Source organism: Pedobacter nutrimenti, from assembly GCF_032678445.1.
GTDB classification, from domain to species: Bacteria; Bacteroidota; Bacteroidia; order Sphingobacteriales; family Sphingobacteriaceae; genus Pedobacter; species Pedobacter nutrimenti_A.
The window spans coordinates 290,905-303,337 of record NZ_JAVTSQ010000011.1 but is presented as its reverse complement, the minus strand read 5'-3'; the positions used below and the strand labels follow the sequence as shown (position 1 = coordinate 303,337).

Below are 12,433 nucleotides of genomic sequence, written 5' to 3'. Positions count from 1 at the left end.
AGTTATTGCTTCACGAAAGTATCCGGGAGATGTTAGAGAATTGTTGTTTCTGGAATATGTTAAAATGATCTTATTGCTTCTTTTTTGACCTAAGTGTCTGATTTTAAAACAAAATGTTAAGGAATTAAAAATTCTAGTCTTATAGGCTAAAATCTGGTTATTGTTAAGTAACGCATTTATTACAACCAGCATATATTTTGTATACCTGTTCTACAAACCTGTTACCATCATCAACTTACTGAGCTATAAAATGAACTTAGTAAGTTGATGGTAGTTAGAATCTGCAACAAAGTGTATAAGAAATGCAATATTTAAATTCAATTTTACTCTAAAATAAACTTTTTAGTATATTTACTTTATAATTCAAATGCGATGCTTACAAAGGCAGAAAAAACAAAACAATTCATACTGGAAACTGCAGTACCCTTGTATAATGAGAAAGGTATTTCGGGTGTAAACATAGATGATGTACTTGAAGCTACCAAACTTACAAAGGGTTGTCTGTATGGTCATTTTGAAAACAAGGAGGACTTATCTGATCAAGTTGTTGACTTAGCGCTGAAGAAAATATCGAACAGAGTGCGTGCCGAAGTATCAAAAGGAAAAACGTCAAAGGGTAAGATCTTTGCATTTATGGATTTTTATAAAAACCCTATCCAAACCTATATTTCTGGTGGATGCCCGATATTCAATACTGCTGTGGAAGCTGATGATAATTATCCTGAATTAAAGCAGAAAGTTGCGAAAGTATTTAGAGTTGGTCAGGAAGAACTTACAGCAGTACTTCAGGAAGGAATTAATAATGGTGAATTTTCCAAAGACCTGGATCCTGCCGTCTTCGCTTTCAAAATGGTTGCTGCAATTGAGGGGGCGGTTGTAATGTGCAGGGTTATGGATACAACTAAGCCCATGCATGGACTCATTAAAAGTCTGAAATCTGAATTAGAACAGTACTCAAGATAATTTTTTTACTATAAAATAAACCAAAAAGTATATTATAAAATAAACTAAAAAGTATAAAATAATATAAATATGAAAACAACAGGAAATACAGTATTCATTAGCGGTGGAAGTGCCGGAATAGGATTAGCTATCGCAAAAAAATTAAGCGCCACTGGTAATAACGTAATTATCAATGGCCGTAGTGAAGAGCGTTTGCAAAATGCATTAAAACAATTGGATAATGCGGTGGCCATACAGGGTGACTTGTCTTTAGAAACCGATAGAATCCGTATTGCAACAGAACTAAAGGAGAAATATCCCGATGTAAACATCATTATTAACAATGCAGGTGCAGCCTTTAGCTATCTTCTGAATGAAACTCTAAATGCGCACGAAAAGGCTGCTGTGGAGATGAACACGAACTATATTAGCGTCATCCATTTTACAGAGCTCATGCTGCCGCAACTGGTGCAAAAAACAGAGGCTGCTGTTGTGAATATTTCGTCAATTGCAGTTTTTGGAAGTCATAAATTATTACCTACTTATGGTGCAACCAAAGCCGCATTGCACAGTTACACCGTTGCCTTAAGGTATACCTATGAAGAGCAGAAAAATGTTCAGATTTATGAAGTATACCCTCCACTTGTAAATACTGAGTTTTCTGCGGGAATAGGTGGAGCAAATGGTATTCCACCAGCAGAGGTTGCTGATGAGTTCTTTCTGGCGCTGGGGAAAGATCAGTTTGATATTCCTGTTGGTGATACAAAGCAATTTTTTAAACAGGCTTAATTATAAAAAATGAAAGCATTTATCATTAACAGATATAGTAGAAATGGAGGTCTTGAACTGGCTGATATGCCTGTACCGGAAGCAAAAGACGAGGATGTTCTTGTGGAGGTACATGCAGCTGGTTTAAATCTTTTGGATTCTAAAATAAAGACCGGTGAATTTAAACTGATTTTGCCCTATAAGCTTCCATTAATTCTGGGGCACGATGTTGCGGGTATAATTACCAGGGTTGGGAAAAATGTAAAGAAATTCAAAGTCGGAGACAAAGTCTATGCCAGAGCTGCTGATCATCGCGTTGGTACATTTGCTGAATTCATTGCGATAGATGAAAAAGACGTAGCATTTAAGCCTGAGAACCTTTCTATGGAAGAAGCGGCTTCTATTCCTCTTGTGGCCCTCACAGCCTGGCAGGCTTTGGTAGAAAGGGCACAGGTTGTAAATGGGCAAAAAGTGTTTATTCAAGCTGGTTCCGGAGGGGTGGGAACTGTTGCTATACAGCTTGCTAAACATTTAGGAGCCAGTGTTGCTACTACAGCAAGTGCTAAAAGTTTTAATTTGCTTGAAGGATTAGGTGCCGATGTGATTGTGGATTACAAGAACGAAGATTTTGAAAAGCACTTAAGTAATTACGATGTGGTACTGAACAGTCAGGATAAAAAGACTCTTGAAAAATCATTACGAATATTGAAACCGGGTGGAAAACTGATCTCTATTTCCGGTCCACCAACGCCTGATTTCGCCAGAGAAGTAGGTGCTTCCTGGTTTGTGAAGCTTATATTGTCCTTGGTAAGTGCTCATGTTCGGCGATTGGCCAGGAAACGGAACGTTGATTACTCCTTTTTATTCATGCGCGCGCAAGGCGAGCAATTAGGTAAAATCACCAAGCTCATAGAAGAAGGAACAATCAGACCAGTGGTGGACAAAGTTTTTCCTTTTGAAAAAACTAATGAGGCATTATCCTATATAGAAAGTGGACGTGCAAAAGGAAAAATAGTGGTCAAATTAAGATGAATTGTTGGAATTAACGTAATGATTTACAACTATACTGGGATTTACCGGTTAAAAACATGCATTCACCGGACTTTTGCTAAAAATTCTTGTTTGCAATACAAACTATATTTATATTTGAATATCAAATGATTGAATTTATGGATATGATTGAAAACGAAATGAATCCTTTACAGAGCCTGAAATTAATTTCGGATGTCATTTTACGGACTAAAGACCAGTTAAGAAACTATAGTACCCTTTATTTAATATGGGGCTGGATCATAGCCGTGGCGAGTTTATCATTCTTTGCATTGCACACCTATACCTCCACCAGCCTGTTCTTTTTGCCTTTCCCAGTCCTTGTACTAATAGGTATAGCACTTACTTTTCGCTACTACCGCTCAGTAAGTGAGGCATCGGAAACCTACCTTGCAAGCTATTTAAAGAAATTATGGCTTGTATTAGGTATCTGCTTTGTATTGACAGTGTTTATTAGTCTTTCACAAAAAATACAACCATTTACCTATACCCTACTACTCGGAGGAATTGGCACACTTGTTTCCGGTTTGAACCTGCGTTTTAAACCATTGATTACCGGAGGTGTATTATTTTTTATTTTTGCCGTAATTAGCATTTTAATTCCAGAACAATATCGTTCCCTATTGCATGGTTTTGCTGTGATACTGGGATATATTGTTCCGGGATACCTACTTAGATACACTAAAGCCTAATTGAAGTTAAATGTATAACGACCTTGACCCTGTTTTAAATACTCCCGTAAGATTAGCAATTGTTTCCGTATTGATAAAAATGAAACAGGCAGACTTTGCTTATTTAATGGAAATGACCAAAACTACGCAGGGAAATTTGAGTCACCAGATAAAGAAATTACATGAAGCAGAGTATGTTGAAGTAGTAAAAACTTTTAAAGGCAATTATCCCCATACCATTTGTAAGTTAACCGAAAAAGGTAAAAATGCATTTGAAAAATATGTAGAAGACATCAAAAAATATTTACACATATGATCGGAAATTCCATGTATAAACCTGCACCTAATTCACTTGAAACGTCTTTTTTTCAAGGAAAATATGCTCGTCTATTTTTTTGTTCTTTTTGGTTTGCATTGCAAACTACATTAATGAAAAGAATCAAACAGAGCCTACTAACAGCAATGATTATTTGTACATCAATGAAGGCTTATAATCAAACCATTATCAGAGGAAGCATTACTGATGAACACCATTTGCCCGTTTCTTATGCCAATGTTTCCATAAGCGGTACCACGGAGGGCAACAGTGCAGATAGTTCAGGCCATTTCAAACTCATCACAATGACTAAGGGTAAACAGCTGCTGAAAGTTTCCGCATTGGGCTTTGAAACCTTACAATACCCCCTAAACATGGATACTGTTTCCAGTATCATTTATATAAAATTAAAACATAGCTCAGGTCTGTTACTGGCTGAAGTAGAAATAACTACGGGTAGTATCGATGCCAGCAATGACAAAGTACTCACCCACATCAAACCCGTTGATCTTTTATCGAATGCAAGCTCGCAGGGTGATATTATAGGTGCGGTACAGAACCTACCGGGTGTACAACGAAATGGTGGAGATCAAACCGGATTGTTTGTAAGAGGTGGAGATGCCAGTGAAACCATGGTTTTAATAGATGGTATTACAGTACAAAATCCCTTTTTCAGCAATGTACCAGGAGTCAGTCAACGGAGCAGATTCAATCCCTTTCAATTAAAAGGTACTTCATTCAGTACTGGAGGTTATTCTGCAAGATATGGGCAGGCACTTTCTTCAATATTAGATTTACAAACGACAGACTTACCAGAAAAGACAATGCTTTCTGCCGGGGCCAATCTCGGTGGTCTTATGCTAAGCGGAACTCAACGCATAAAAGACAATGCACTTGAATTTTATGGCAATTATACCAATTATGGCCCATACTACTCCCTATCAAATACCAATTATGATTTCTATTGTGCCCCCCGATCTGCCGGGGCTTCTTCCAGATGGATATCTAAAACTGATAAGGGATTATTTAAAATCAACCTCGGTTATAACAGCAGCAGCAGCGGTACAACAGTTCCAAACCCAGATGATGTGGGCTCATTACTACGCTTCGATCTGCAGAACAAAAATGCACTCCTTAATGCATCTTATGATTATTGGCCAAGCCATCAACTCAGGTTATTTATTGCAACTGCATTTAGTAAAAACAGTGACGATATAAAATGGAGCGATACCACTTTTACCCGCGATGATAACCGTGATCAGTTACGTGCGGAACTCAGCTGGCAAGCGGCAAACAAGTTTAAAGTAACCACAGGAACGGAATTAGCCTATTATTCTTATGCACAACAATTCGATGTACATCAGGGAAAATTTAGTGAAACTCTGGCAGCGGCTTATCTGGAGGCAGAATACAAACCTTTGCGGTGGCTTGCTTTCAAACCCGGCCTAAGAACCGAATACAGCAGATTGTCGGGAAAGGCAGATGTTGCGCCCAGGCTTTCTTTGGCGGCAAAAATAAGTGTTCACAGCCAATTAGGAGCAGCAAGCGGTATATTTTACCAGTCCCCCCCAACTTTGTACTTGTTGCAAGGCTACAGGCCTTCACAACAAAAGGCAGTTCACTATCTTGTCAATTATGAATGGATAGAGCGTAACCGATCCCTTCGCATAGAAGCCTTTTATAAAGATTATAGCAAGCTGGTTAGGGAAATTGGAACCAAGTATAGTCCTAATCCTTACCGCTTTGATCTTGGAATGATAAATAATTCCGGATATGGCTATGCCAGAGGCATAGATTTTTTTTGGCGGGATAAGTCTTCTGTAAAAAATTTCGATTATTGGATCACCTACAGCTTTATTGATACTAAAAGGTACTATCAAAACTATCCTTCATCCGCTACTCCTGATTTTGTTTCCAAACACAACCTCAATCTTGTTACCAAATATTATCCGGAAAGGTTACATACTGTTTTCTCTCTAGGCTACAATTATGCCAGCGGAAGATCTTATTATAATCCATTATCTACCTCATTTTTAAAAGAGAAATCTCCTGCATATCACAATCTGTCTTTTAAAGCAAGTTATCTGACAAATATTAGAAAGATGTTTGCTGCATGGTATATCAATATTGACAACCTCAGCAATTACAAAAATGTATTGGGCTACCGCTATTCGACAGATGGGCGTTTCAAAAACCCAGTGCTTCCTCCGCAATACAGAGCCATTTTTTTCGGTGTATACCTGTCAATTTCAGAATTTAAAAAAGATGAACTATAAAATAAACAACAGAAAATGAAAACAATCATCAACACTGCACTTGGAGTTATGCTTTTCTCCCTTTCCGCAGTTTCACTAAAAGCACAAAACATTGAAACCTCACTGAATGCAGGTTATAAAGATCTGCAGTCAGTTACAAGTATTCCAGCTTTGGCTGAGGCCAACAATAAGTTCAATAGGATTGCATCTAAGTGGCCAAAAGAATGGGCAGCCAACTACTATGCTGCTTATTCCAATGCTTACATGGCCATAAAAGAACCGGATATGAAGCGAAAAGACCAGTTATTAGATCAGGCCGAGAATTATCTGAATATCATGAATGCCATTGATGCTTCCAATGACGAAAGCCTGGTGTTGACGGCTTATGTTGCTTTTTCCAGATTCTTAGTTGATCCAGCAAATCGCTGGAAAAAATACCTGGATATTATGAATACAAATCTTGAAAAAGCCAAAAAAGTAAATCCAAATAATCCCCGTATTTATTATCTGCAGGGAATCCCAATATTTAACAAACCTGTATTGTATGGAGGAGGTAAGAAAAAGGCTAAACCTTATTTTGAAAAGGCCAAATTACTCTTTGATAAAAAACGAGAGTCTTTGTCTGCCCTGCACCCGTACTGGGGAGAGCAGGAAAACCAGGATTATATGTTAAAATGTGACAACTAAAGCCATCCATTCCGTGATTTAAAATTATATTAAAATGAATATTACAGCAGATCAAACCGTTCACTCAGGGCAAAAATACCGGGGGCCACATCCGGGCATTACAGCCCTTGTATATGTCATTCTATTTATGGCGAGTATTATACTTGTGCCTTTATTGTCCAATGGATCAGCATTCCCCTCGCCATTTGCCGATATTGAAAAAATCCAGCAATTGATACATGACTTCCCATGGGCGCTAAAAATTAATGCTTTTCTGCAATTTGGGGCTGCAATCCCATTGGGTTTATTTACAGCCGCTGTTGTCACAAAAATAAAAACGATGGGTGTAAATGCAGCTGGTCTGAATATCGCATTATTCGGTGGAATAACAGCTTCCGTATGGGTCAGCATTTCCAGTCTTTTCACTTGGGTATTATGTCAACCAGGAATTGCAGATCAACCCGGCACTATACACCTACTTAGGCTATTGAGTTTTGCAACGGGTGGAATAGCACATTTGTTGCCCTTAGGTTTATTAATGGCAGGAATTTCTGTTCCATGTTTATTGTTGAAATACTGTCCGGCATGGATAGCCTGGTTAGGTATAGTGCTTGCCGTATTCGCAGAACTCTCTTTTTTCGGATTGGTATTTCAGCAGGCATTTATATTGCTGCCTATCGTCCGTTTCATTTCTTATATATGGATGATCGCTATTGGTTTTGCCCTTATGAAAACTACAGTTACCAGTGTAAAGTAAGTGTAGTTTTTGGTAACTAACACCGAAGGAGGTAGCAAAAGAGCAAAAAAAACTAAAAAAAATGCCCAGGAAAGTTTTCCTGGGCATGAGTGTTGGGTTTGTTATATAGTATTATACGTTGCCTTCATCTCAACCTTTCATTGTTTAACCACCACTGCTGCTTACTTTTGGGTTGATGCTGATGTGTTAATTTTAAGGTCACTTTTCTTTATTGATAATTGGGATTTTAACATTGAGATTTTCTCTTATTAAGATGACAGAATTTAGTTTTCCATCCTTGAAATCGAATTTTAACAGGTTTGGATAGTCTATAACTTTAAATAATCCATTTTTCAAATACAATAACTCATTATCATTTTTTCCTTTAAAATGCTCCAATAAAGGGGATTCAACATACAGACAGTTATTCTTTTCTACTATTTTGGTATCAACTCCCTGTCCGTAAAGAAAATCGTCATAAGTTCCGATGAGTTTCTCTTTTAGACTTGATGGCATTTCCTGAACTCCTTCATCCGTTGTTTTACCGTTCCAATCCATTAATGTCAGAATCTTTCTTTGGACTTGAGTCATCACTGGAATGCGATTCGGTTTTTCGCCATTAGCAAGAAATACGAAGCCGTTCCCCTCTGTCATCGTTGCAAAAACACTCCCGCCAACCCCGGTATTTGAACCATTACACGAAAACCAATCGTAGTTGTTATATCCAAAAGATTTCTGCCAGCCATAGCCCCAGCCACCAACAGCATTTTTTAAAACAGTTGCTTCAGTTACCTTTTTTGCAACATGATGGGAAATCACTTTGTTATTTTTATTGCGTAGGGCATTTTGTATCTCCATAGAAAGTTTAGCTAAATCTGTCGGAGTAGACCATAATCCTGACGGGCCAACTTGTGGTGTGATTGGCAAACCCGTTTTGATCACTTTTCCATCTTTATCATGAACAAGAGCAACATTTGATAGAAATCCCTTTTCATCAGGCTGTATCATTGTTGTGTTTTCCAGGCCCAGAGGCAAAAAAATGTAGTCACGTGCAAGTTCTGCAATGGGTTTATTGAAAGTATCTTCCAATGCCATTTGGATAATCACATACCCGCCACCGCTGTATCGCCAATCACTTCCCGGGCTGAAAAGAAATTCAATTTCCTTATCATATCTCGGTATCTGCCCCAAAAGACTTTGTTTTATTGTCGGAATGACTTCTCCTTTATAATAGTCTTCAAATCCGTCCTGAGTTGTGCCAGCAGTATGATTAAGAAATTGCTTCCAGGTCGGACTGCTATTTTTAGTAAACTTGCTTTTTGGCAAGTGCCAGCGTTTTAAGTTGTTTTCTATTGGATCATCTAAGTTGATTAGTCTTTTCTCTTCAAGAATATGACAAAGAAGTGCCGTAATCGGTTTTGAAATCGATGCTGTAGAAAATGCAGTATTTTCATCTATCTTTTCTTCCGAATTCATTGATTTTACACCAACTTGTTTGGAATATACAATCTTGTAATTTTCAAAAACAACTACGCTAAATCCCGGGAGTTTATACATATTTAATTGCTGTTCAATATTCAAACTGTCCGTAAGAAATTCATAGTTTCTTTTTTTAGTGAATGTCTTATTTCTTGTTTGACAACTCGAAATTATTAAGACAAGAATTAATGGATAAAGAAGACTTTTCATTGTATCGTTTTTAATTAAAAATTATTTCGATACAAATGTGTAGAGGAAATTTATGCTGTGCGACCGAATAAAAGTAGTCGAACGCATTTGTCTAGAAAAATAAGTACGAATAATAAAAAACAAAAGTACGAGTAATTACAAATCACTATTCTTAAGTAACTTACGATAAGAAGTTGGTGTAGTACCTGTATGTTTTTTAAAGGCTGTATTAAAAGAAGATTTAGAATTAAAGCCAACTTCGTAAAGGATTTCTAAAATAGTTACCTTATTTTTTGTGTCATCTTTTAAAATATCCATAGCCTCATTTATACGATAGGTATTTACGAAATCATAAAAATGCTGATCTAATGTATGATTGATTAAAACTGATAGGTTACGAACGGGAATCCTAATTGCACCAGAAACATCTTGAATAGTTAAAGCAGGGTTAAGAAATGGTTTTTCGTCAACCATGTACTGCTGCAATTTAAATAACTCTTCGTTACTTCCTTCTTTCTCCATCGTTTGCCCGCCCTTTTTCTCTTCTAAAATGAGATCAGAAACAAGTTTTAATTTTGAGTCAATATTTCTAAATAAACCAGGGTTATTTAATGCCTTGTATAAATACCAGCAAGTAATAAACATCTGAAATATCAGGATTCCGATTTTTATCCATTCAGAGATGTGCGGATATTCAGAAAATTTGAAAATATTTTTCACAATAACAATTAAGTAGAGGATGGTGAGTACACTTGTAAACTGAAATAACCAATAGTAAGAATCAATATTGGTGCCTGCATAATTTTCCAGATATAGCTTTTTTGCCTTTCGCAACAGTATAAAAACAGCGGCAAAATAGACAACTATCTGAATATGAAAAAGAATATGATTGAACTGTAGTTCCACCATATTTTGGCGATTTAAGATGAAATCAATTTTAGAGGCAACATCTACTGTATAAAAACGGGGCAGTAAAATCAAATTGACAATTAAAAATGGCAACAGATGGATAATGTGCTTTAGTTTAAGCTTAAAATCTGAATAACAAACAGACAATACATACAGGTAAAAAACAGGAATTTGCAAGAATGCAATTGTATTTTTTAGCATGCCCAGATTTGAAGGACCATTAACCGATAAGTTAATCAGAGGATCACTGACGTCTATTGCAGTGATGATAAGAAAAATAGCAAAAAGAGTATTGCTTATTTTGTGCTTTGCTTTAAAAGTAAATAGAAAGAAGGCCAGAAATAGTGAGATGAACAGGGAAATTACAGTTACGAGAACCAGTAAATTAATTTTATCCATTCATTATTTTTTTAGGTTATTGTTTAGCTCAGGATCCTTTTTATCCATTTACTGATGCGGCGAATTTAGCTAATTTTTGCGATTATTATTTATGGAAATAGATCAGTATTACAGAGTGGAAAAAAATGTGAAATGAAATTATAAAAGTCTTTATTTTAGATTTTTTCTGAAGAAATCTTCCAGTTTATCAAATGGAATGACATCGATCTTATCGTATAAATCGACATGAACCGCGTTTGGAATGATAATCAGTTCCTTCGGTTCTGCAGCCATTTTGTATATGTCCTCGCTGAAATAACGGGAATGCGCATCTGCGCCTGCTATAATTAGAATTGGTCGCGGAGAGATCTCTTTAATATTCGATAACAATGGCATATTCATAAACGAAAGTGGATTGGTAACAAGCCAGGCACCATTTGAATTGACTGAACCTGGATGTCATATCATACATACTTGTGGTCGCAACCGCACAGCAAATTTGCTTTTGGATATATTCTATAATTTATCATGGGCTATTTTTTTAAGTATTTTTGCGGGAACGCCACCCACTATAACATTATCGGGTACATCTTTAGCAACCACTGCACCCGCTGCTACCACAGAATTTTCTCCAACCGTTACACCAGGCAGTATAGTTGCTCCGGCACCGATCCACGCATTTCGTTTGATAAGAATTCGTTTTGTAATCAATGCCCGCCTGTCCGTTGGTTCCAACGGGTGGTTCTCTGTAACAAGATTTACTCTTGGTCCGATCAGCACTTCATCTTCAATGGTTATGCCACCCATATCAAGGAATGAGCAGGCATGATTAATAAAAACGTTGCTACCGATTTTTGTGAACCTTCCAAAGTTGGTATAAAACGGAGCGAAGATGGTGGTACTGTCGTCTATATTTGCCCCCATGATCTGACCAAGTATATGACGAACAGAATTTACATCAACAGTTGAGTTGAGCCGCTTTGAGAGCTTTATCGTCCTGTTAACCACTTCATTTATTTTATAATACTCAGGATCGTTCAAACGAATGGCTTGACCTGTTCTCAATCGCTCAAAAATATCCTCTGTCCTATTTTCCATGGAGCAAAATTAAATAGAAAGCCCCGCAGCGACGTTACTGTGGGGCTCAATCTACTTTTCTGAGAAGCTCAATATTCTGGAAATTTTAGACTTCCGTTGGCGGAAATCCATATTGCTTTTTAAATGAAGTAGAAAAATGGGAAGGATTTTTGAAACCTACTTCAACATACACCTCCTGCACTTTCTTACCTTCTTCTTTTAATTTGACATACGCTGCTTCCAAACGTCTTTTGATCAGCCACTTTTGCGGACTAAGTTTACTGATCTTCTTAAAATCTCTTTTAAAAGTGGCCAGGCTACGTCCAGTATAGGCAGCAATCTGCTCCATTGAAAGCTCGTCCATATAATTTTGATTTAGAAATTCCAGAATGTCCATTTTCCAGGGCTCGGTAAAATCAAACAATATCGGAAAGAACACATCAGAGCTATTCAGCAGGGCATAGATTCCTTCCTGTAATTTCAGCTTTGCCACACCTTCGCTTGGCTTTACCCCTTCATCAAAATAGGGTGTCAAGGATTGGAACAGACTATTGATATCAGCCCTTGACCGAATCTTAAATACATTCTCTTCTGCAATATCAACCCGTTTAGGCATATCAACTTTGTTCATTCTGCTGTAGAAATCACGCAGTACAGCCCTGTTAAATGTCATGGAAATTCCCTTATAAAGTTCGTCGCCCTTGCTGTTCTTATACATTAACAACCTGTGGTTCCTTCTGATGAATGCACATTCTCCAGCGTGTACAGTAATTTTCTTATCTCCATCTTCAATGATCTGTTCACCACCATACAGATACAGAAGCACATGTTCCGGAGTAGCATGGATGCATTTTTCACTAAAGTCCGAAAAACAGGAAAGGAATATTCCCGAATAGTGAATAGTTCTTAATTTTTCAGATTGCTCCATAGTCATACTCAAATAAATGTCAAGATAGGCAAACCTAATCAAAACGGAGCTCAGAAACTTTACTGTGCA

13 protein-coding genes are annotated in these 12,433 nt (G+C 37.2%); 8 read left to right on the top strand and 5 right to left on the bottom strand.

The genetic code is table 11. The annotated features are described in order from the left end of the window. Positions 1 to 372: 372 nt before the first annotated feature. The 8 genes from R2S08_RS21205 (at position 373) to R2S08_RS21170 (ending at position 7,425) form a co-directional block, all read left to right on the top strand. Positions 373 to 963 (top strand): TetR/AcrR family transcriptional regulator, encoded by a 591-nt coding sequence (locus R2S08_RS21205; protein ID WP_316837018.1) that lies wholly within the window; start codon positions 373 to 375, stop codon positions 961 to 963. A gap of 69 nt (positions 964 to 1,032) precedes the next feature. Next, the gene (locus tag R2S08_RS21200; protein ID WP_316837017.1) at positions 1,033 to 1,731 is read left to right on the top strand and encodes an SDR family oxidoreductase; all 699 of its coding nucleotides are present in this window, start codon (positions 1,033 to 1,035) and stop codon (positions 1,729 to 1,731) included. Positions 1,732 to 1,740: 9 nt separating this feature from the next. Next, on the top strand, positions 1,741 to 2,742 hold the full coding sequence (locus R2S08_RS21195; protein ID WP_316837016.1) for an NADP-dependent oxidoreductase: 1,002 nt from the start codon (positions 1,741 to 1,743) through the stop codon (positions 2,740 to 2,742). A gap of 143 nt (positions 2,743 to 2,885) precedes the next feature. Continuing rightward, positions 2,886 to 3,452 carry a hypothetical protein gene (locus tag R2S08_RS21190; RefSeq protein ID WP_316837015.1) on the top strand — a complete coding sequence of 189 codons (567 nt, stop codon included), beginning with the start codon at positions 2,886 to 2,888 and terminating at the stop codon, positions 3,450 to 3,452. A gap of 10 nt (positions 3,453 to 3,462) precedes the next feature. Beyond that, positions 3,463 to 3,747 (top strand): transcriptional regulator, encoded by a 285-nt coding sequence (locus R2S08_RS21185; protein WP_316837014.1) that lies wholly within the window; start codon positions 3,463 to 3,465, stop codon positions 3,745 to 3,747. A 113-nt stretch (positions 3,748 to 3,860) separates the two neighbouring features. Next, positions 3,861 to 6,023: a TonB-dependent receptor gene (locus R2S08_RS21180; protein WP_316837013.1), complete on the top strand. Its 2,163-nt coding sequence runs from the start codon at positions 3,861 to 3,863 to the stop codon at positions 6,021 to 6,023. 15 nt (positions 6,024 to 6,038) lie between these two features. After that, positions 6,039 to 6,689 carry a hypothetical protein gene (locus R2S08_RS21175; protein WP_316837012.1) on the top strand — a complete coding sequence of 217 codons (651 nt, stop codon included), beginning with the start codon at positions 6,039 to 6,041 and terminating at the stop codon, positions 6,687 to 6,689. Positions 6,690 to 6,723: 34 nt separating this feature from the next. After that, positions 6,724 to 7,425, top strand: a complete 702-nt coding sequence (locus R2S08_RS21170; protein WP_316837011.1) for a hypothetical protein — start codon at positions 6,724 to 6,726, stop codon at positions 7,423 to 7,425. A gap of 198 nt (positions 7,426 to 7,623) precedes the next feature. Here the strand turns inward: R2S08_RS21170 and R2S08_RS21165 are convergent, their stop codons facing one another. The 5 genes from R2S08_RS21165 to R2S08_RS21145 all read right to left on the bottom strand — a co-directional run bounded on the left by R2S08_RS21165 (position 7,624) and on the right by R2S08_RS21145 (position 12,364). After that, a complete protein-coding gene (locus tag R2S08_RS21165) occupies positions 7,624 to 9,093 on the bottom strand; it encodes a serine hydrolase domain-containing protein (protein WP_316837010.1) in 1,470 nt (489 codons plus the stop codon). Positions 9,094 to 9,228: 135 nt separating this feature from the next. Next, positions 9,229 to 10,380 (bottom strand): AraC family transcriptional regulator, encoded by a 1,152-nt coding sequence (locus R2S08_RS21160; RefSeq protein WP_316837009.1) that lies wholly within the window; start codon positions 10,378 to 10,380, stop codon positions 9,229 to 9,231. 150 nt (positions 10,381 to 10,530) lie between these two features. Continuing rightward, a complete protein-coding gene (locus tag R2S08_RS21155) occupies positions 10,531 to 10,761 on the bottom strand; it encodes an alpha/beta hydrolase (RefSeq protein WP_316837008.1) in 231 nt (76 codons plus the stop codon). Between the two features lie 114 nt (positions 10,762 to 10,875). Continuing rightward, entirely contained in the window at positions 10,876 to 11,457 is a 582-nt protein-coding gene (locus R2S08_RS21150) for a DapH/DapD/GlmU-related protein (RefSeq protein ID WP_316837007.1), read from the bottom strand. Between the two features lie 85 nt (positions 11,458 to 11,542). Beyond that, positions 11,543 to 12,364, bottom strand: coding sequence for an AraC family transcriptional regulator (locus R2S08_RS21145; RefSeq protein WP_316837006.1), 822 nt, complete (start codon positions 12,362 to 12,364; stop codon positions 11,543 to 11,545). Positions 12,365 to 12,433 lie beyond the last annotated feature (69 nt).

What these genes read in the sequence shown, in the direction of transcription:
- R2S08_RS21205 (WP_316837018.1), top strand. Translation starts at nt 373, where the DNA reads ATGCTTACAAAGGCAGAAAAAACAAAACAATTCATACTGGAAACTGCA.
- R2S08_RS21200 (WP_316837017.1), top strand. Translation starts at nt 1,033, where the DNA reads ATGAAAACAACAGGAAATACAGTATTCATTAGCGGTGGAAGTGCCGGA.
- R2S08_RS21195 (WP_316837016.1), top strand. Translation starts at nt 1,741, where the DNA reads ATGAAAGCATTTATCATTAACAGATATAGTAGAAATGGAGGTCTTGAA.
- R2S08_RS21190 (WP_316837015.1), top strand. Translation starts at nt 2,886, where the DNA reads ATGATTGAAAACGAAATGAATCCTTTACAGAGCCTGAAATTAATTTCG.
- R2S08_RS21185 (WP_316837014.1), top strand. Translation starts at nt 3,463, where the DNA reads ATGTATAACGACCTTGACCCTGTTTTAAATACTCCCGTAAGATTAGCA.
- R2S08_RS21180 (WP_316837013.1), top strand. Translation starts at nt 3,861, where the DNA reads ATGAAAAGAATCAAACAGAGCCTACTAACAGCAATGATTATTTGTACA.
- R2S08_RS21175 (WP_316837012.1), top strand. Translation starts at nt 6,039, where the DNA reads ATGAAAACAATCATCAACACTGCACTTGGAGTTATGCTTTTCTCCCTT.
- R2S08_RS21170 (WP_316837011.1), top strand. Translation starts at nt 6,724, where the DNA reads ATGAATATTACAGCAGATCAAACCGTTCACTCAGGGCAAAAATACCGG.
- R2S08_RS21165 (WP_316837010.1), bottom strand. Translation starts at nt 9,093, where the DNA reads ATGAAAAGTCTTCTTTATCCATTAATTCTTGTCTTAATAATTTCGAGT.
- R2S08_RS21160 (WP_316837009.1), bottom strand. Translation starts at nt 10,380, where the DNA reads ATGGATAAAATTAATTTACTGGTTCTCGTAACTGTAATTTCCCTGTTC.
- R2S08_RS21155 (WP_316837008.1), bottom strand. Translation starts at nt 10,761, where the DNA reads ATGAATATGCCATTGTTATCGAATATTAAAGAGATCTCTCCGCGACCA.
- R2S08_RS21150 (WP_316837007.1), bottom strand. Translation starts at nt 11,457, where the DNA reads ATGGAAAATAGGACAGAGGATATTTTTGAGCGATTGAGAACAGGTCAA.
- R2S08_RS21145 (WP_316837006.1), bottom strand. Translation starts at nt 12,364, where the DNA reads ATGGAGCAATCTGAAAAATTAAGAACTATTCACTATTCGGGAATATTC.